Here is an 18,420-nt window from a genome sequence, read left to right on the forward strand (position 1 = left end):
TGGAGAAACACTGAGGGTTGAGATTAGGTGAAGGCTTCTGTTGCCAGGTGCCTTCGGACCCCGCCTTAAGGGGCTAACCCTAAGGACTTAGAGCGGGTTTCCCGCACCGCCATTAGGCAGCGAGAGCGTAACCCTTAGCGTTGTTGTCGTTTGCAACTACACTTGTGACCCGATAACGGCGGTATCATGCCGAGCAAAAGTTCGATCTTTACGCCCTTGTCGATCCTATTTCGCCCCCATCAAAAGCCGGTCAGAACATAACGTCGTCACCGACCGGTTTTTGGTGGAGGCGCCGGGTACCGCCCCCGGGTCCAATAGGTTTATTACACCGACCGTTTATTGCCATAGCCGGAGCAAGCCCCGGCAAGGCTGATATAGGTGTTTCCAACCCCGATGAAAAGAGGGCCGGGGCACAATCGACCGGAGACGTTGCTGTTCCAGCCCTTCTGGCGGGGATAACAGCGCATGCCGCATTGGTTTGGGCCGCATGCGGCGGTATGATGTCGGCGACAACGACTCGATGATGGACTCATGCACCAGTATCACGACCTTCTGCGCCATGTTCTCGAAAATGGCAGTGATCGCGGCGATCGCACCGGGACCGGGACGCGCTCGATCTTCGGGCATCAGATGCGCTTTGACCTGGCCGACGGCTTTCCGGTGATCACGACGAAGCGGCTGCATCTAAAGTCGATCATCCATGAGCTCCTCTGGTTCCTCAAGGGCGATACGAATATCCGCTATCTCAAGGAAAATGGCGTCAGCATCTGGGACGAATGGGCCGACGAAGACGGCAATCTTGGCCCCGTCTACGGCGCCCAGTGGCGCTCCTGGCCGGATTATGACGGCGGGCACATCGATCAGATGGCCAAGCTCGTCGAGAGCATCAAGACCAATCCGAATTCTCGCCGCCATATCGTGACCGCCTGGAACCCGGCGCTGGTCGACGAAATGGCACTGCCGCCATGCCACTGCCTGTTCCAGTTCTATGTGGCGGACGGGCGGCTTTCCTGCCAGCTTTACCAGCGATCGGCCGATATCTTCCTCGGCGTTCCCTTCAACATCGCATCCTATGCGCTGCTGACGTTGATGATCGCCCAGGTGACGGGGCTGGAGCCGGGTGACTTCGTGCACACGCTCGGGGATGCGCATCTCTATGCCAACCACTTCGATCAGGCGAAGCTGCAGCTGACCCGGACGCCGAAGGCGCTGCCGGTGATGAAGCTCAATCCCGAGGTCAAGGATCTCTTCTCGTTCAAATACGAGGACTTCACGCTGATCGGCTACGAGGCCGATGCCAGCATCAAGGCGCCGATCGCCGTCTGATGCAAGGCGAGGGCTCCGTAAAGCACATGGCAGACATCAAGATCGTCATCATCGTGGCCGTGTCCGAGAACGGTATCATCGGGCGGGATGGTGACATGCCTTGGAGGCTGTCGACGGATCTGAAGCGTTTCAAGGCGCTCAGCATGGGCAAGCCGCTGGTCATGGGCCGCAAGACGTTTGAGTCCGTCGGGTCAAAACCGCTGCCTGGCCGTCCGCATATCATCGTCAGTCGAAGCCAGAACTTCGACATGCCCGGCGTGGAGACCGTTGCAAGCCTTGAGCAGGCGCTTGATCGCGGTCGCGCGATCGCAGACGAAGCGGGCGTGGATGAAGTCTGCGTTGTCGGGGGCGGGGAGATCTATCGCCAGTCACTGGCGCTTGCCGATCTCCTGTACGTGACCCATGTCGAAACGGTCGTAGAAGGCGATACCGCGTTTCCGGCGATTGATCCTGCGATGTTCGAACGCGTCGAGGAAACGGCCGTTCCAGCCGGCGAGAAGGACAATTACCCCACACGCTACGCGATATACCGTCGCAGGCGCGTCTAATAACGCAAAATTTGCCCTTTCCGAAGAAGAAGTTGGCCCCCTCGCGTTGAAAGCGGTGACCGCGATACCTATAAACCTCTGGAACCTCATGCATGTCGGTCGATCGGCCAGCGGGCGGAGGACGTGGGAGCTTTTACAGCAAAGAGGTATTGATGCCCTGGAGCAATCAAAACGGCGGCGGCGGCGGTCCATGGGGCGGCGGCGGCGGCGGTGGTAACAATCAGGGCCCCTGGGGGCAGGGGCCAAACCGGCCACGCGGAAACGGTGGTGGCGGCGGCGGCGGCGGTGGCGGCAACCAGCCCCCGGATCTAGAGGATCTGATCCGCCGTGGGCAGGATCGACTGAAGAACGTCGTTCCCGGCGGTATCAACGGCGGCGCATTCGTCATCATCGGCATCGTGCTGGTCGCCTTCTGGGCGATGCAGGCCATCTACACGGTTCAGCCCGATGAGCGTGGCGTCGAACTGCGCTTCGGTTCGCCGAAAGAAGAAGTGGCCATGCCGGGTCTGCACTTCCATCTCTGGCCGATCGAATCGGTCGAGATCGTCAAGGTCACCGAGCAGCAGCAGAATATCGGCAGCCGCCCGACCTCGAACAATCCGGGCGCCGGCCTGATGCTCAGCGGCGACCAGAACATCGTCAGCGTTCAGTTCTCGGTGCTCTACACCGTGTCGGACCCGCAGTCCTATCTCTTCAACCTCGAAGACCCGACGCAGACGCTGCAGCAGGTCTCTGAAAGCGCCATGCGTGAAGTGGTCGGCCGTCGTCCTGCGCAGGATGTCTTCCGCGATAACCGTGAAGAGATTTCGACCCAGGTTCGCGACATCATCCAGGGCACCATGGACACCTATGGCGCCGGCATCGCGATCAACGCGGTTCCGATCGAAGATGCCGCTCCGCCGCGCGAAGTGGCCGAGGCCTTCGAAGAAGTGCAGCGCGCCCAGCAGGACGAAGACCGCTTCGTCGAAGAAGCCAACCAGTACGCCAACCAGCGTCTCGGTCAGGCCCGTGGTCAGGCCGCCCAGATCCGCGAAGAGGCAGCCGCCTATAAGGATCAGGTCGTCAAGGAAGCGGAAGGTGAGGCCCAGCGCTTCATCTCGATCTATGACGAATACGTCAAGGCGCCCGACGTGACGCGTCAGCGCATCTATCTGGAAACCATGGAGAATGTCCTGCGTAATTCCAACAAGGTGATCATCGACGAGAAGCAGGGCGTCGTGCCTTATCTGCCGCTCAACGAAATCACGCGCCAGCCGGGCAACCAGCCCGCAGGCCAGTCGGCGACGGGAGGCAACTGATATGCAGAACCGTATTGCCTATATCCTCGTTGCCATCGGCGCCGTGCTCTTCTTCGTCTATTCGTCGATCTTCGTGGTCAACGAACGCGAACAGGCGATCGTGCTGCGTTTCGGTCAGATCCAGGACGTCAAGAGCGAACCCGGCCTCTACTTCAAGCTGCCCTTCGCCTTCATGGACGCCGACCGCGTTCAGTATGTCGAAGACCGCGCTTTGCGCTTCGACCTGCCGAACATTCGTGTCCAGGTTCGCGGCGGTGCCTTCTATGAAGTCGACGCCTTCGCTGTCTATCGCATCACCGATGCCCGTCGCTTCCGCGAAACGGTCTCGGCCGATCGGGAAGCGGCTGAATCGCGTCTGCGTACCCGTCTCGATGCAGCCCTTCGCCGCGTCTACGGTCTGCGTAACTTCGATGCAGCCCTTTCCGAAGAGCGTGGTTCGATGATGTCGGACGTTCGCAACGATCTTCAGGCGGCAGCCGAAAGCCTCGGCCTGCAGGTCACCGACGTGCGTATTCGCCGGACAGACCTGACGCAGGAAGTGTCGCAGCAGACCTTCCAGCGCATGAAGGCCGAGCGTCTGGCCGAAGCCGAACTGATCCGCGCCCGTGGTAACGAAGAAAGCCAGCGTCGCCGGGCGATCGCCGACCGTCAGGTCGTCGAGCTCCAGGCCGAAGCGCAGCGTGATTCGGAAATCCTGCGCGGTGAAGGCGATGCCCAGCGCAACAGCATCTTCGCCGATGCCTTCCAGCGCGACCCGGCCTTCTTCGAGTTCTATCGCTCGATGCGCGCCTATGTTGCTTCGATGAGCAATCAGGGCACGACGATGGTTCTGTCGCCAGACAGCGACTTCTTCCGCTTCTTCAACAGCGGTGTCGGCACTGGTGGGGCAGGGCAGGCTGTTCCTGCGCCGGTGACACCGCCAGCGGCGGTCGGCAACTGACCTGATGGATGACCTGCTCGCAGGGATCGCCATCTTTCTGATCATCGAGGGGCTGGCCTATGCGCTGGCCCCTCGTTTTCTTGTGCGCATGGCGCGGCTCTTGCCGCATGTCCCCGAGGACCAGCTGCGGCTGCTCGGGCTCACGGCCGTGACAACAGGCGTTGCAATCGTATGGTGGATCCGCGGTTGACAAGATCTGGTCGCAAGCTGCGGTTAGAGCTATTCCGGCAATTGTGATTTTCCCTTCGCCCATTCCGCCTTATGTTCTTTCAGACAGCAGACAATCCAGTGAGGAAGCCGATGATGAAACCTGCCCGCGCGTCGCGAATGATTCTGTCGGCTCTTCTGATGGGAACCACGCTGGGCCTTGGCACAGTCGGCATACCCGCAGCCGTTCATGCGCAACAAGGACCTGATTCTGTTGCGGATCTCGCCAGCGGACTGCTGGGCGCGGTGGTGAATATCTCGACGTCTCAGAGCGTCGCGGAGGAGGGCGAGGGACCCCTTCCGCAGGTGCCGGAGGGTTCGCCGTTTCAGGAACTGTTCGAGGATTTCTACAGGAATCGCGAGGGTGGCGGCAGCAACAACCGGGTGAACTCCCTCGGCTCCGGCTTCGTCATTGATCCGACCGGCTTCATCGTGACAAACAATCACGTGATCGAGAATGCCGATGATATCGAGGTCATTTTTTCCGATGGTTCCAAGCTGAAGGCGAAGCTCATCGGCACCGATACCAAGACCGATCTGTCCGTGCTCAAGGTCGAGCCGCCTCAGCCGCTGACCTCGGTCAAGTTCGGTGATTCGACCAAAATGCGGATCGGCGATTGGGTCATGGCGATCGGCAACCCGTTCGGTCTCGGCGGGTCCGTGACGGTCGGCATCATTTCGGCGAGCGGCCGCAACATCAATGCAGGCCCCTATGACAACTTCATCCAGACGGATGCGGCGATCAACAAGGGCAATTCCGGCGGACCGCTGTTCAATATGAATGGTGAGGTCATCGGCATCAACACGGCGATCATTTCGCCAAGCGGAGGATCGATCGGTATCGGCTTTGCGGTGCCGACCGAGCTTGCGGAGAACATCGTCAATCAGCTCATTGAATTCGGGGAAACCCGTCGTGGCTGGCTCGGTGTCCGTATCCAGCCGGTCTCGGATGAGGTTGCGCAAAGCTTGAACATCGGACGTGCGCGCGGCGCATTGATCAGCGGGATCGTCGAGGGTGGCCCGGTGGCCAATGGTCCGATTGAAGTCGGTGATATCGTCACCTCCTTCAACGGTCGTGCGATTGCCGAAACGCGTGACCTGACTCGTATCGTGGCCGAGAGCCCGATCGGCGAGCCACTTGATGTCGTCATTCTTCGCGATGGCAAGGAGCAGACCGTCAAGGTCACCCTCGGTCGTCTTGAGGACGAGGAGGTCGCCAGCAATGAGACCGATCCGGGGACCACGGTGGAGCCCGGTGAAGAGGGGACCGCGCCCGATGGTGATCAGCAGACGCCCGCCGACCCGCCGGCCACAGACGAGGCTCCGGATGGTGGCCAGCAGGCCGAACCGCCGGCTGCGGATGACCAGGCCGAGCAGAGTGCGCCTGTGACCGAAGGGCTGATCGGGGTCGAACTGACTGCCCTGACCGACGCCAATCGCCAGAGCTTCTCGATTGCCGAGGGTGTCGAGGGCGTATTGATCACGCGCGTGCTGCCCGGCTCCAAGGCGGAAGGCAAAGGGCTGAAGGTCGGCGAGGTCATCGTTGAAGTGGCGCAGGAATTCATGAAGACGCCGCAGCAGGTCGCCGAGAAACTCACCAGCATCAAGGGTGAGGGCCGACGCAGTGGTTATCTGATGATCGCTGACAAGGATGGCAATCTGCGGCTCGTGGCCGTGCCGCTGGAATAGGTCAGGCGGACAGTCTCTGGACGGAAGGGTTCGTCTGGATCAGATGGTTTTGGAAGCTTTCCACCGGCATTGGTCGGCCGGTGAAGTAGCCCTGGATTTCGCTACAGCCCATCTGGCGTAGCCGCTCCAGCTGTTCCTTGGTTTCCACGCCTTCGGCGGCGATGCTCATGCGCAGATCGCCAGCCAGCCTGATGACGGCTTCAACGATGGCTCGGCTGTCTGCGTTTGTTTCCAGGTCCGAGATGAAGGACTGGTCGATCTTCAATTTATCGAAGTGGAAGCGGCGCAAATAGCTCAGGGATGAGAAGCCCGTACCGAAATCATCCAGTGCGATCCGGACGCCGAGCCGCGAAATCGTTTCCAGCGTCTGTTGGATCCCGATCGTGGTCTCCATCAACAGGCTTTCCGTCACCTCCAGCTCCAGGCGATGGGCTGGCAGCCGATTTTCCGTGAGAGCCGTTTCGATGAGCGGCAGAAGGCCGGGACTGAGGAACTGGCGCGAAGACAGATTGACCGCCACACGCACGTTCTCGGGCCAAGTGGCGGCATGCCTGCAGGCCTCACGCAGTACCCAGCCGCCGAGCGCTGTAATCTGACCGACGTCTTCGGCGATGGGAATGAACTCGGCCGGGCTAATTGGCCCGAGCTTCGGATGGTTCCAGCGCAGCAAGGCTTCGGCGCAAACCACTTGCTGGGTCTCTGCATTGACGAGCGGCTGGAAATAGACGGTAAGGCTTTCCTCGGCGATCGCCAGTACCAGCTCTTGTTCGATGAGGTTGCGCCTTCGGGCGGCTGCATCGAGAGAATTATCGAAGAAGCGATAACGGTTGCGCCCGTCGGTCTTGGCTCGGTAAAGCGCCAGATCTGCGTTGCGCATCAATTGATCTGGTTCAGTCCCGTCGATTGGGGCGCAGGCAATGCCGATACTGACCCCGATATGAACCGAACCGCAGCGCAAATCGATCGGCTCGGCGAATTTATCGATGATGCGCGATGCCAGTATCGCTGCACTTTGCGGATCGTCGCCACAGACATGCAAAATGGCGAACTCGTCGCCGCCAACACGTGCAAGCGTATCGGTATCGCCGCGCAGCTGGCTGAGGATGCTGGCAACAGCGCGTAGCAACTCGTCGCCGCTTGTGTGGCCGAAATTGTCATTGACCTGCTTGAAACGGTCGAGATCGAGCAGAAGCACGGAGAAGGCATCTCCAAAGCGCTCATAGCGCGAGACGGCCCTCTCGAAATCCTCGGATAACAGAACACGATTGCCAACCTCTGTCAGAGGATCGTGGCGCGCCATGTGCTCGATGCGAAGGCGGCTTTCGCGGTTAGCAGTGACATCACGACCAACGCCCCGGTAGCCCATGAAGTTGCCCTGTGGGTCGTAGATCGCCTTGGCGGTCAGGGACCAGATCGCAAGTTCGCCACCGAGTTCCACGCAGATGTCCTGATCACGGAAGGATTGCCGCGACATCAGACTGTTGGTGAAACTCTCACGGCAATCGTGTCCTTCCAGACTGACGGAAGAGAAGGGCATGATGGACAACAAGGGCTGCCCGAGCACCATATTCTCGGGTACCTGCAGCGTGTCATAGAAGCGTGTGGAGGCGCGCTCAAGATTGAGATCTTTGTCGACACCCCAGAGCCAATCAGCGGCGTTTTCCTCGAAATCGTTGAGCAGCAGGCCGATCACTGCGCGCTGTTCGTCTGATGCAATCTTGGCCCGAACGCGCTCGGTCAGGCTTTTACAGACGGCCAGCGATGAGCGGATGATGATCGAAGCGAAGACGATGTACAGCGCGAAGAGATAGGCACCAACGATGGAGGGATCGCGCGAGAGGGCGATCGCCGCACCGATTGCGACCGTTCCACAGAACACGATGGACGCCGGCGGAATGGTGGCCAGGGCGAAGCCACCACCGCCCGCCATTCCGACCGTCAGCGCAATCAGCACCATGCGCTGGGTCTCGTTGGCGGTTGGATAGGCGACGATGTCCAGCACTGCCCAAAGACCGCTCAAGATGGCGGCATAGATGACTGTCAGGATCGTGCCCCGCAAACTCGCACGCTCCCTCGGGCCGCGCTTGCGATTTCGCCACCAGGAAAGGCTGGTATAGAAGACGACGGCGAGGAGCAGGCCGCAGATGAGATAGACGGCCGGCGCCGAAGGGCTGCCGTGAAAGACAAAGATGGTCAGCGTTGCGTTGCAGAGGTTGGCCGCCATCATCCAGGGCGTGCTGGCGGACAGGACCGAGAGCCGTATCGCGCGGATACGATCTGCTTCCTCCGCTGTCTGGTCGCCTTCTCCAAGACGCAAGAAGCGGTCGACCATGATCGATATTCGAGAGGCAGCTCGCGCCAGGATTGTTGTCTCCATGGCGCCAGAGATAGCATTTACATTTTAAGTACGCGTAAATTAGTCACTTCAATTGAGAGGCATCCCCAGAATTGCCCTGACTGCGAAACAAGACATGCCGCTTCAGGTGCGGGTGGGTGTCGGGCACCTTGGGGTGATCGAAGTCATTTCCGTGCATGGGTCGCATATCGATACGACGCATAACCGCGATGGAGCGGTGGTTGTTTTGCACCGCGAAGGCGTAGATTTCCTGAAAGCCGCAGGTCTCATGCCCGTATCTGAGCAGTCGCGTCGCCGCTTCCGTCACGAAGCCTTGACCCCAGAACCGTGTCGCCAGGCGCCAGCCGATCTCGACAGCATCGACAGGAAGTATGTCGGGTAGCTCGGACCGCGCCAGACCGCAGAAACCCATCGCCTCATCGGTCATACGATCGGCTAGCGCGTAGAAGCCGAGGCCGGTCTCGCTGATCATAGCGCGGTTGCGGTCGAACAACAGGTCGCATTCCGCGTGTGAGCGGCGGAAGGGGAAGAACTCCATGACCTTCGCATCACGATTGATTTCGTAAAACAGATCACGATCCTCATCCCGCCAGTTGCGCAGGCTCAGGCGCTCTGTTTCAACGATCCGCATGGCCGTCCCTTAAGACGTCACAAAGTCCGACTTCCGATAGCCCTGGAGATAGAGGAGGGCAGTCAGGTCGCCGTGATGGATGCGAATCTTTGCCTCTGCCGCAACGGCAGGCTTGGCGTGCAGCGCGACGCCGGACCCTGCAATGCCCAGCATGCCGAGATCGTTTGCGCCGTCACCAACCGCAATGACGTCGTCGGGGCTGATACCCAGACGGTGTGTGATGTCGAGCAGGGAGTCCACTTTCGCCTGCTTGCCAAGAATGGGCTCGGCAACCTCGCCGGTCAGCACACCGTCCCGTTCGATCAGCGTGTTGGCACGGTTCTCGTCGAATCCAAGCATGGCAGCAATCGGTCCTGTGAAGACGGTGAAACCACCTGAGACGAGGGCCGTGTAACCGCCCTCGGATTTCATGGTGGCGATCAGTTCCTTGCCGCCGGGCGTCAGCGTTATACGCTTTGATATTACCTCGCCGACCACAGAGATCGGCAGGCCTTTCAGTAGCGCGACACGCTCGCGCAGTGCCGGCTCAAAAGCGATCTCGCCATTCATGGCCCGAGCCGTAATCAGCGACACCTTGTCCTTCAAACCGACTTCAGCGGCCAGTTCATCAATGCATTCCTGGCCGATCATGGTCGAATCCATGTCGGCGATCAGGAAGGATTTGCGGCGCGTGTCGGCGTCCTGGACGGCGACGTCCACCGGTTGGCCCTCAAGCGCCTGGCGCAGCAGGTGTTCCGCCTGAAGCGGGTCTGTGCCATCGGCAAGCGCAATATCGCAGGCGATCCCATCCGCGAGCCAGTACACGCGAGAGGACGCGACGGCATCAGCAGCCTTTTCGGCAAGGGATGGGCTCAGAACAGGGTTTGACGGATTGGCGACAAGCGTGGCAACCAAGGCCATGATGGAAGATCCTAGCAAGAACAGAGACGCGATCCTGATAACCGGGCCGACCGCCAGCGGCAAGTCCGCGCTGGCACTGGCGTTTGCCCGCCGTCACCAGGGCGTCGTCATCAATGCCGACAGCATGCAGGTCTACGATACGCTGCGCGTCATCACCGCCCGCCCCAGCGAGGCTGACATGGATGGGGTGCCGCATGCGCTCTACGGCCATGTTCCGGTGCAGAGAAGCTATTCGACGGGCGACTGGTTGCGTGACGTGGGTGCGCTGCTGGATGAGCTTAAACGAGCGGAACGGCTGCCGGTCATTGTTGGCGGGACGGGTCTCTACTTCAAGGCATTGACGGGTGGACTTTCGGCGATGCCCGTGATCCCGGATGTGGTGCGCGCCGATATCCGCCGTCGATTGGAGACGGAAGGCGCTGAAGCGCTGCATCTTGAACTCTCGACCATCGACCCGGCGGTCGCAGAGCGCCTCAATCCAGCAGACGGCCAGAGAATCGTCCGGGCGCTGGAGCTCCTTCGGGTCAGTGGGCGATCGATTGCCGAGTTTCAGGGGCATTCGGGGCCCATGCTGGTTGATCCCGATCGGGCGCAAAAGCTGGTTGTCCTGCCTGATCGAGCGGTGCTGCACGAGCGCATCAACACGCGCTTTGGCAAGATGATGGAGGAGGGGGCGGTCGAGGAGGTCGAAGCGCTTCTTGCACTCGGTCTACCGCCCGAAATGCCAGCGATGAAGGCAATCGGCGTTGCTCAGATTGCCGACATGCTCGCAGGTCGCATTGGGCGCGACGATGCGGTTGAGCGCGCGTCTGCAGCCACACGACAATATGCCAAGCGGCAGATGACGTGGTTTCGCAACCAGATGGATGAGAGCTGGGCGCGCGTCGATCCGGCGAGCATCCGGATCGACTGAGCGATCAATCGCGCTTGTAGAGGCTGGACAGAGGCTTCTTCAGGATGCTTTCGCGCAGGGAAGAGCCGCCTTCGCGGCGAAGTTGCTGCGAGCCGAAGCTGGGTGGCGCAGGGTCTGCCGCATAGCCGGTTGACGGTGTCGCCGGTCGCGGCCGTAGATTGTCGTCCACGCCCGATCGCGGAAGCATGTCGGGCCGGTAGGGCTCGATCGGCGGCGTTTCGGATGTCGCCAGGCTTTGTCTCTGGATGGGCGGCTCGAATGCGGGCCTTTGGCTCGGCTGGTAGGTTGAATGCTGATGAGCCGTCACGGCCGGGCTGCGCGGCAGTGGCGCGGAATGCTGATCGTCGTCGTCGAACTCTTCGTCATCATAGACGCCGTCCGGGGCTTGTGGCAGGTCGTTCCGACCGAGGCTGCTTTCGAAGCTCTGCTGGAATGCAGATATGTCGGGTCCTGCAATGGCGCGCATGCGGCCGACAATGGTGCGAAGATCAACGGTATCGGGCGTTTCCTCGGTGTGTTTGGCGTTGACACCGTTGGCTTTTGGCAGTGCCGATTCATCGACACGGGTGAAACGCATGCGCATCGGTACGGCGATGGCTTCACCAAAGGCAATCGCTTCACCGTTGCCAATCGAGGAAATGAAGCTCGTCGTCGAGATCGAGCTATCGGGGATCGCCGAGCGGATGATCTCCTGGTCGCGGTCGTTGGCAAGCCGCATGGCAAACAGCGTCGAGCACTGCGATAGAATGGTCTGGTCCAGTTCGCCGGGACGCTGGGTGATCACGCCGAGCGAGACGCCGTATTTTCGGCCTTCCTTGGCGATCCGGGCAATCGCCTGGCGCGTCGGGAAGAAACCGAGGGTGGGATCGGCCGGTACGTATCGGTGGGCCTCTTCGCAAACGACCAGCATATGGATCGCGCCGTTCGACCAAAGCGCAAGCTCGAAGGCCATGCGGCAGAGAACGGATGCAACCGAGTTGACGACTTCGGAGGGAATGCCTGCGAGCTGAAACGTCGAGATCGGGCGATCGTCTCCCGGAATGCGGAAGATATGCGCGATCGTCTCCATGATCGTGTCGCTGATCGTGTTGTTGGAGAACATGAAGTGATAGCGCGGGTCGTTGACCGCTGACATGATGCGCATCTTCAACGAGCGCAGGAATGGCTTTTCCGAGCGGCCCTCCAGGCGGCCGATGCGCTCATCGATCAGGGCAAGCAGGTCGGCGATACGATAGGGGACGGGCGTATCCGCCGTCATCGAGCTCTTGTCGGCCATACGGCGCATGAGCGCGCTCTCATTGCCTCGGAAGGCACGCTTAGCCTCGGGCATCAGATCGCGCAGGATATCCAGTTCCTCTGCAACCGGGGGGCGGCCGCGGAACAACACTTCGGCGAATTCTTCAAGCCGCATCAGCCAGAAGGGCAGGTCGAGCGTGTCGGTGTCGATGACAACGGCGAGCTCTGGGAAGGCTGCTGCGAATTCGTTGTGCGGGTCGAGGATCAGGATGCGCAGCTTCCGATCGCTTTCGATTGCCTTGCGCAGCAGGAGCGAGACGGCAGTCGATTTGCCCACACCTGTCGAGCCAACAACGGCGAAGTGCTTCGACAACATGGAAGGAATATGGATCGTCGCGTCGATCGATTCGTCCTGGGTCAGATTACCAATCACAGCGGTGTCGCCGAGACGCGTATCGTAAATGCGCGACAGGTCGGCTGCCCGGATACGGTGGGCGATGGCGCCGAGATAGGGATAACGCGAGATGCCTGTCGTGAAGACTTCCTTGCCGTCAGCCTGTACATAGACCTCGCCGAGCAGCTCGACTTCGATGAGGAACTGGTTGTCGGCGCCTTCACCCCAGTCCTTGCCATCCGTCTGCATGGAATAGGCGAGCGCTACGACGCGGTTCTTTCCGACGCTGATCGAGATCAGTCGGCCGACGGACCAGAGCTCTGTCAGATCGGTGCCGCCATCTTCGGCGACAGCGGCGATCGTTGCACGCGAACCGTTACAGGCGACGACGCGCCCGAGCATCCGGTTGCCTGGCCGCATACCATCGCGGCGGTCTTGTTCTCCGGCGGCGCCGGACTTGTGAAGATCATCGTTCAACAAGCGCATTCTCCCTGCTGGCGCAAGCTTAGGGAGGAGCGCTTAAAACTTCGTGTAACCCGTTAGGCTGGCGGTGATAAATCATCACTGTCTGCGCAACAAACTTTCGTCCTTGATGCAGAAAATTTACAAAAGATGCGTTGACCGTGACCGGCTTTCTGGCTAACACTTCGGCCCATGAAAAACTCGGTTGCACTTATCGTGGTGGGAAGGCGCATGGGCAGGATGGTGTAACCATCCGGCGATAGCCACCCATGCGCTAGATGACAGGCTCCTCAAAGGGGCCTTTTTTTATGCCCTGAACCGGGTTATCAGCCCCAAAACCAAGAAGGCAGATGGAAACACAGCATGACGGGTAAAGACAATCAGATGACTGGCGCCGAGATCGTCCTGCGCGCGCTGAAGGATAACGGTGTCGAGCATATCTTCGGCTATCCCGGTGGGGCCGTGCTTCCGATCTATGACGAGATCTTCCAGCAGGAAGAGATCCAGCACATTCTCGTCCGCCACGAGCAGGGCGCAGGTCACGCGGCGGAAGGTTACGCAAGGTCAACCGGCAAGGTCGGCGTCATGCTTGTGACCTCCGGCCCCGGTGCCACCAATGCGGTGACGCCGCTGCAGGACGCGCTGATGGACAGCGTTCCGCTCGTCTGCATCTCCGGTCAGGTGCCGACTTCGCTGATCGGTTCGGACGCCTTCCAGGAATGCGATACCGTTGGCATCACGCGCCCCTGCACCAAGCACAACTGGCTGGTCAAGGACGTCAACCAGCTGGCCTCGATCATCCATGAGGCCTTCCGCATTGCCCAGACGGGCCGTCCGGGTCCGGTTCTCGTCGATATTCCGAAGGACATCCAGTTCGCCACCGGCACCTATACGCCGCCGGATGCGCACAAGACGCTGAAGAGCTACCAGCCGAAGGTCTCGGGCGATGCCCGTGCCATCCAGGCAGCCGTCGAACTGATGGCGTCTGCCCGTCGCCCGATCATTTATTCTGGCGGTGGCGTCGTGAATTCCGGTCCGGAAGCGACGAAGCTGCTGCGTGAACTGGTCGGTCTCACGGACTTCCCGATCACCTCGACCCTGATGGGTCTCGGCTGCTATCCGGCCTCGGGCAAGAACTGGCTCGGCATGCTCGGCATGCACGGTTCCTACGAAGCCAACATGGCGATGCATGATTGCGACGTCATGGTCTGCATCGGTGCGCGCTTCGATGACCGCATCACTGGCCGTCTGAACGCGTTTTCGCCGAACTCGAAGAAGATCCACATCGACATCGACCCGTCGTCGATCAACAAGAATGTCCGCGTCGACGTGCCGATCACCGGTGATGTCGGCCGCGTTCTCGAAGACATGGTCCGCGCCTGGCGCGCCCTGCCGAAGAAGCCTGAGGCGTCGCAGACGGCCGAGTGGAATGCGACCATCGCCAAATGGCGCGCCCGCAACTCCTTCGCCTACTCGCCGTCGAAGGACGTGATCATGCCGCAATACGCCCTGCAGCGGCTCTATCAGCTGACCAAGGATCGCGACACCTACATCACGACCGAAGTCGGCCAGCACCAGATGTGGGCGGCCCAGTACTACGGCTTCGAGCAGCCGAACCGGTGGATGACCTCCGGTGGCCTCGGCACCATGGGCTACGGCCTGCCGGCAGCTCTCGGCGTGCAGATCGCCCATCCGGAAGCTCTCGTCATCGACATCGCCGGTGACGCCTCGATCCAGATGTGCATTCAGGAAATGTCGGCCGCCATCCAGTATGAAGCACCGATCAAGATCTTCATCCTGAACAACCAGTACATGGGCATGGTCCGCCAGTGGCAGCAGCTTCTGCACGGCAACCGTCTGTCGAACTCCTATACGGAAGCCATGCCTGACTTCGTCAAGCTGGCCGAAGCCTATGGCGCCGTCGGCATTCGCTGCGAAAAGCCCGATGATCTCGATGGCGCGATCCAGGAGATGATCGACGTGAAGAAGCCCGTGATCTTCGACTGCCGTGTGGCCAATCTCGCCAATTGCTTCCCGATGATCCCGTCGGGCAAGGCGCATAACGAGATGCTGCTGCCGGACGAGGCGACGGATGAAGTCGTTGCCAATGCCATCGATGCCAAGGGCCGTCAGCTCGTCTGACCGGGAGGAACAAGACCATGAACGCACATCTTCAGCCGACCGGTTCGGCCTACTTTATCGCCAAGGAAACCTCGGCCATTGAGAGCCATACGCTCTCGGTGCTTGTCGATAACGAGCCGGGCGTCCTTGCCCGCGTCATCGGCCTGTTCTCCGGTCGCGGTTACAACATCGAAAGCCTCACGGTCTCCGAGACCGAGCATGAGGCGCATTTGTCGCGCATCACCATCGTGACGCGCGGGACGCCAACCGTTCTCGAGCAGATCAAGGCTCAGCTCGAGCGCATCGTTCCGGTGCATCGCGTAGTGGATCTGACCGTTCGCGCGCGTGAACTGGGTCAGGAGCGCCCGATCGAGCGTGAGGTCGCCCTGGTGAAGGTGGTGGCGGAAGCGGAAATGCGGGCGGAAACCCTGCGCCTTGCCGATGCTTTCCATGCCAAGGTGGTGGACGCGACCGTCAACCACTTCATCTTCGAGATCACCGGCAAGTCCTCCAAGATCGACCAGTTCGTGTCGATCATGAAGCCGCTTGGCCTCAACGAGATCTGCCGCACCGGGATCGCTGCGATGAACCGTGGTCCGCAGGGCATGTAAGGAATTCGGGAATTCCCGAACTGAAAAAGGGCGGCCTCGCGGTCGCCCTTTTTTGTTGTCTTCTCTCTTCAATTCATGCCGAGGAGATCGAGGAGGCCCATCTGCTGCGGCGCAGGGGGTAGATCAGCCTCCGCCTTTTTCGCCTTTTCCTTGACTGGCTTCTCACTGGCCTTGACCTTCGAAGTCTTCTCCAATTTGTCAGAGTTTGCCTCGACATCTGCCGGATCGGCCTTCTTATCGGAGGGCTTTTTGGCCTTGGCTACCGTTTCCTCGGTGGCCAATGCGCCTGCCGTCTCGCCGTCGACGTCCGTCGTTGTCAGCATGGCTGTCAGCGCATGGCGCAGCGCTGCAGGCCTCAGGCTGTAGTGGATGTATTGCCCCTTCTTCTCGCCTTCGATCAGTTCGGCGTTTTCCAGGATCGAGAGGTGCTGGGAAATCGAGGGCTTGGCCATGTCGAAGCGTGCGGCGATTTCACCGGCGGTAAGGGTCGACTGTGACAGATGGACCAGCATCATCCGCCGGGGATCAGACGCCAGCGCATGAAAGACGCGGGACGAGATCTTGTCCATTGCCGGATGCAGGTCGGTCTTGCCGCGTTTTGCCATGTCATGCCCCTCAGCCTGCGGTTTTCACACCGCAATTTTCAAATTAGGCAATCTCCTAATTTCCTGAGGGACTGCGGTAAAGTGCCGGAAATGCAGGGCCTGTGGATAGATCGCGATTTTGCGATGGTCAGAGCCGTTCATTTTTAAATGGAAGCAGTTCTGCCGGAGCAGGTTTTCGTCAGGGCAGCGACGATCGACGCTGCGCATACCCTGAGGTATGGGCGAGACGATCGCCGCTGATCCTGGCGGAAAGATGCCCGGCCCTTCGGGTTGGCTGGAATGGGCCGCCTGATCGCCCGGCTGGCTTGGCCGTATGCTGTGGCTACGACGCGCGCCAGCCGGGCGACCATCCGACTCCGTTTCAGCCAACAGAACTGATTCCATTTAGAAATGAACGGCTCTAGAAGCCGATCGGTATCTCGGGCTTGTTCAGCATCAGCCAGAGGATGGCCATGACAGAGAAGAAGGCGGGAAAGCCGCAGGCAAACCAGATGCGGAAGAGCCTGTGATAGCGGGGTGGCAGCGGCGAGCCGGTCGCGGCGGCTTCCCGGGCGAGATCGCGGAGCCGGATCTGGATCCAGACGACGGGCAGCCAGAAGAGGCCGACCACGACATAGAGGATCAGTGACAGCAGCACCCAGCCAGACATCAGCGGCCAGCCGATCTCATAGGCCAGCCAGGCGCCGGTGATCGGCTGAAGGATGGCGGCGGTCGCGGTGAAGATCGTGTCGGCGATGACCACAGTTCCGGCTACATGGGCAATATGCGAGGCATTGCCGGTCCTGTGCGCCAGCAGCATGAAGAAGGCGATGCCGGCACCGGTGCCGAAGAGTACGGTCGCCCCGATCACATGCACGAAGCGCAGGATCTCCTCCAGCATCTCAGCGCTCCTCCAGGACTGCAAGCGTTGCTAGCGTCAGCAGGATTGAGGGGATGACCTTCACCAGCGGTCCAAGTGGATCGAGCCAGAGGGTTGGTTCGATCAGCGTTCCGCCGGCAAGATAGGCGAGTGAGACGGCGATCATGCCGAGCATGGCTCGTTTTGCCCAAGGCTGCACGAGGATCGCGAGGCCGAGTGCGATATCCAGCAGCGAGGTGAGGATGGTGACGGTGAAAGCCATGCCTGCCGGCATGCTGGCGCCGAAGCGCAGCGATGTCGTGACAGGATCGAGAAGCGGCACCAGACCGGAGACGATCCAGAATAGCGAGAGCGTCAGGATCATCAGAGGCTTTAGCAGATAGAGACGGGCGAACCAGAGGTCCTGAACGGCAGCCGGTTCTGTCGCCAGCCGCAGTGTCGGGTCGGGCGCGGTCAGGGGCGGGCGGGCTCTCTCCGGTGCCACGCCGATGCCGCTGATGCGGATGGCGGTGGAGCGCAAGGGTGAGCGCCAGCCGAGGCGCCCGGCGAGATCGGCGGCAAGGGAGAGAGGCCGAGCCAGCGCTGAGGGCAAGCGGATGACGGGTGCATCGGCAAGGCCGAGCCAGCGGCGGTAAAAGCGTGCCATCTGCTCGACACTGCGGGTCGGTTCGCCTGCGAGCACCAGATCGGACCCAGGGGCGATACGGCCGTCGATGGCGTCGAGCACCGCCTGTGCCACGTCATGCACATGGACTGTATTCATCGGGCTTTCGGCGTCGACCAGCGGCAGGACGCCGGGGAAGGAGGCGATGGCGCGCAGCAGGGCGGTGCCGCCATAGGCATTGCGTCCGACCACGACCGTCGGACGCAGGATGACATGCGGGAGGCCCGAAGCCGCGAGCGCGCGGTCGGCCTCAAGCTTGGTGGCCATGAAGGTGGTGCCGGCGCTCGCCAGGTTTTCGGGTGCCGAGATCTGGATGATCAGCGGAGGTGCTGAGCGCGTGGCGGCCGCCTGTTGCAGGGCGAGCATGGCCTCCGTCTGCACGGCCACGAGATCGTCGCGCAACCCGTCCTGCAGGGCGCCGGCGCAGTTGATCACGGCTGTCACGCCATCCAGGAGCGGAAGCCAGTCCGCCGCTTGCCGGAGCGTGCGGAGATCGCGGGCGATCCAGGTTGCTGCGGGAAAACGGGTGCTGGCCTGCGTGGTGTCGCGGCCAAGGCCGGTGACCGGATGGCCGGCTTCTCTGAGCGTCAGCAGAACCTGCTGGCCGATGAAGCCGGTCGCGCCAAGGATGAGGATGGTCATGCGTTCACTTTCCGCCGT

The 18,420-nt window shown here is 60.9% G+C and carries 16 protein-coding genes, 1 other RNA gene and 1 pseudogene; 9 read left to right on the forward strand and 9 right to left on the reverse strand.

All coding sequences use genetic code 11. From position 1 onward, the window contains the following. Positions 1-26 precede the first annotated feature (26 nt). Positions 27-404: a transfer-messenger RNA gene (gene ssrA, locus AC1PUL_RS05880) on the reverse strand. A 127-nt stretch (positions 405-531) separates the two neighbouring features. Between ssrA and AC1PUL_RS05885 the strand changes: the two genes are divergently transcribed. The 6 genes from AC1PUL_RS05885 to AC1PUL_RS05910 all read left to right on the forward strand — a co-directional run bounded on the left by AC1PUL_RS05885 (position 532) and on the right by AC1PUL_RS05910 (position 6,008). After that, positions 532-1,326, forward strand: a complete 795-nt coding sequence (locus AC1PUL_RS05885; RefSeq protein WP_480467176.1) for a thymidylate synthase — start codon at positions 532-534, stop codon at positions 1,324-1,326. A 26-nt stretch (positions 1,327-1,352) separates the two neighbouring features. Further along, positions 1,353-1,874, forward strand: coding sequence for a dihydrofolate reductase (locus tag AC1PUL_RS05890; protein ID WP_480467178.1), 522 nt, complete (start codon positions 1,353-1,355; stop codon positions 1,872-1,874). 152 nt (positions 1,875-2,026) lie between these two features. Continuing rightward, positions 2,027-3,172, forward strand: coding sequence for an FtsH protease activity modulator HflK (hflK, locus tag AC1PUL_RS05895; protein ID WP_480467180.1), 1,146 nt, complete (start codon positions 2,027-2,029; stop codon positions 3,170-3,172). 1 nt (position 3,173) lies between these two features. Continuing rightward, the gene (gene hflC / locus AC1PUL_RS05900; protein WP_480467182.1) at positions 3,174-4,112 is read left to right on the forward strand and encodes a protease modulator HflC; all 939 of its coding nucleotides are present in this window, start codon (positions 3,174-3,176) and stop codon (positions 4,110-4,112) included. A 4-nt stretch (positions 4,113-4,116) separates the two neighbouring features. After that, positions 4,117-4,302, forward strand: a complete 186-nt coding sequence (locus AC1PUL_RS05905; protein WP_480467184.1) for a DUF2065 domain-containing protein — start codon at positions 4,117-4,119, stop codon at positions 4,300-4,302. 110 nt (positions 4,303-4,412) lie between these two features. After that, positions 4,413-6,008, forward strand: coding sequence for a Do family serine endopeptidase (locus AC1PUL_RS05910; protein ID WP_480467186.1), 1,596 nt, complete (start codon positions 4,413-4,415; stop codon positions 6,006-6,008). A 1-nt stretch (position 6,009) separates the two neighbouring features. Here AC1PUL_RS05910 and AC1PUL_RS05915 read toward each other — a convergent pair whose 3' ends face one another. The 3 genes from AC1PUL_RS05915 to serB form a co-directional block, all read right to left on the reverse strand. Further along, positions 6,010-8,340 (reverse strand): putative bifunctional diguanylate cyclase/phosphodiesterase, encoded by a 2,331-nt coding sequence (locus AC1PUL_RS05915; protein ID WP_480467187.1) that lies wholly within the window; start codon positions 8,338-8,340, stop codon positions 6,010-6,012. A gap of 88 nt (positions 8,341-8,428) precedes the next feature. Continuing rightward, positions 8,429-8,995 (reverse strand): GNAT family N-acetyltransferase, encoded by a 567-nt coding sequence (locus AC1PUL_RS05920; RefSeq protein ID WP_480467189.1) that lies wholly within the window; start codon positions 8,993-8,995, stop codon positions 8,429-8,431. Positions 8,996-9,004: 9 nt separating this feature from the next. Then, the gene (gene serB, locus AC1PUL_RS05925; protein ID WP_480467190.1) at positions 9,005-9,895 is read right to left on the reverse strand and encodes a phosphoserine phosphatase SerB; all 891 of its coding nucleotides are present in this window, start codon (positions 9,893-9,895) and stop codon (positions 9,005-9,007) included. Here serB and miaA point away from each other — a divergent pair. Next, the gene (miaA, locus tag AC1PUL_RS05930) at positions 9,894-10,808 is read left to right on the forward strand and encodes a tRNA (adenosine(37)-N6)-dimethylallyltransferase MiaA (protein WP_480468501.1); all 915 of its coding nucleotides are present in this window, start codon (positions 9,894-9,896) and stop codon (positions 10,806-10,808) included. The genes serB and miaA overlap by 2 nt on opposite strands. A 4-nt stretch (positions 10,809-10,812) precedes the next feature. On the opposite strand, the gene AC1PUL_RS05935 is transcribed toward miaA, so the two are convergent. Further along, complete coding sequence (locus AC1PUL_RS05935; protein WP_480467191.1) at positions 10,813-12,918, reverse strand: ATP-binding protein; 2,106 nt, start codon at positions 12,916-12,918, stop codon at positions 10,813-10,815. Between the two features lie 366 nt (positions 12,919-13,284). Here AC1PUL_RS05935 and AC1PUL_RS05940 point away from each other — a divergent pair, with 366 nt between their 5' ends. Both AC1PUL_RS05940 and ilvN read left to right on the forward strand, forming a co-directional pair. After that, the gene (locus AC1PUL_RS05940; protein ID WP_480468504.1) at positions 13,285-15,042 is read left to right on the forward strand and encodes an acetolactate synthase 3 large subunit; all 1,758 of its coding nucleotides are present in this window, start codon (positions 13,285-13,287) and stop codon (positions 15,040-15,042) included. 17 nt (positions 15,043-15,059) lie between these two features. After that, positions 15,060-15,632 (forward strand): acetolactate synthase small subunit, encoded by a 573-nt coding sequence (gene ilvN, locus AC1PUL_RS05945; protein WP_298461814.1) that lies wholly within the window; start codon positions 15,060-15,062, stop codon positions 15,630-15,632. A 329-nt stretch (positions 15,633-15,961) separates the two neighbouring features. On the opposite strand, the pseudogene AC1PUL_RS05950 reads toward ilvN, so the two are convergent. The 4 genes and pseudogenes from AC1PUL_RS05950 to AC1PUL_RS05965 all read right to left on the reverse strand — a co-directional run. Then, positions 15,962-16,237: pseudogene (locus AC1PUL_RS05950) on the reverse strand (metalloregulator ArsR/SmtB family transcription factor); the annotation flags it as partial. A gap of 24 nt (positions 16,238-16,261) precedes the next feature. Beyond that, positions 16,262-16,621: a hypothetical protein gene (locus AC1PUL_RS05955; RefSeq protein WP_480467193.1), complete on the reverse strand. Its 360-nt coding sequence runs from the start codon at positions 16,619-16,621 to the stop codon at positions 16,262-16,264. Positions 16,622-16,637: 16 nt separating this feature from the next. Further along, positions 16,638-17,117, reverse strand: coding sequence for a DUF2269 domain-containing protein (locus tag AC1PUL_RS05960; protein WP_298463084.1), 480 nt, complete (start codon positions 17,115-17,117; stop codon positions 16,638-16,640). Between the two features lies 1 nt (position 17,118). Then, positions 17,119-18,402, reverse strand: coding sequence for an SDR family oxidoreductase (locus AC1PUL_RS05965; protein ID WP_480467194.1), 1,284 nt, complete (start codon positions 18,400-18,402; stop codon positions 17,119-17,121). Between the last annotated feature and the right edge of the window lie 18 nt (positions 18,403-18,420).

Source organism: Rhizobium sp. P43 (assembly GCF_056730705.1).

Excerpts from the sequence above, each read along its gene's own strand:
- serB (WP_480467190.1), bottom strand. The coding sequence starts at position 9,895 with ATGGCCTTGGTTGCCACGCTTGTCGCCAATCCGTCAAACCCTGTTCTG.
- AC1PUL_RS05910 (WP_480467186.1), top strand. The coding sequence starts at position 4,413 with ATGATGAAACCTGCCCGCGCGTCGCGAATGATTCTGTCGGCTCTTCTG.
- AC1PUL_RS05940 (WP_480468504.1), top strand. The coding sequence starts at position 13,285 with ATGACTGGCGCCGAGATCGTCCTGCGCGCGCTGAAGGATAACGGTGTC.
- AC1PUL_RS05885 (WP_480467176.1), top strand. The coding sequence starts at position 532 with ATGCACCAGTATCACGACCTTCTGCGCCATGTTCTCGAAAATGGCAGT.
- AC1PUL_RS05960 (WP_298463084.1), bottom strand. The coding sequence starts at position 17,117 with ATGCTGGAGGAGATCCTGCGCTTCGTGCATGTGATCGGGGCGACCGTA.
- AC1PUL_RS05915 (WP_480467187.1), bottom strand. The coding sequence starts at position 8,340 with ATGGTCGACCGCTTCTTGCGTCTTGGAGAAGGCGACCAGACAGCGGAG.
- ilvN (WP_298461814.1), top strand. The coding sequence starts at position 15,060 with ATGAACGCACATCTTCAGCCGACCGGTTCGGCCTACTTTATCGCCAAG.
- AC1PUL_RS05890 (WP_480467178.1), top strand. The coding sequence starts at position 1,353 with ATGGCAGACATCAAGATCGTCATCATCGTGGCCGTGTCCGAGAACGGT.
- AC1PUL_RS05965 (WP_480467194.1), bottom strand. The coding sequence starts at position 18,402 with ATGACCATCCTCATCCTTGGCGCGACCGGCTTCATCGGCCAGCAGGTT.
- AC1PUL_RS05905 (WP_480467184.1), top strand. The coding sequence starts at position 4,117 with ATGGATGACCTGCTCGCAGGGATCGCCATCTTTCTGATCATCGAGGGG.
- miaA (WP_480468501.1), top strand. The coding sequence starts at position 9,894 with ATGATGGAAGATCCTAGCAAGAACAGAGACGCGATCCTGATAACCGGG.
- AC1PUL_RS05955 (WP_480467193.1), bottom strand. The coding sequence starts at position 16,621 with ATGGAATCAGTTCTGTTGGCTGAAACGGAGTCGGATGGTCGCCCGGCT.
- hflC (WP_480467182.1), top strand. The coding sequence starts at position 3,174 with ATGCAGAACCGTATTGCCTATATCCTCGTTGCCATCGGCGCCGTGCTC.
- hflK (WP_480467180.1), top strand. The coding sequence starts at position 2,027 with ATGCCCTGGAGCAATCAAAACGGCGGCGGCGGCGGTCCATGGGGCGGC.
- AC1PUL_RS05920 (WP_480467189.1), bottom strand. The coding sequence starts at position 8,995 with ATGCGGATCGTTGAAACAGAGCGCCTGAGCCTGCGCAACTGGCGGGAT.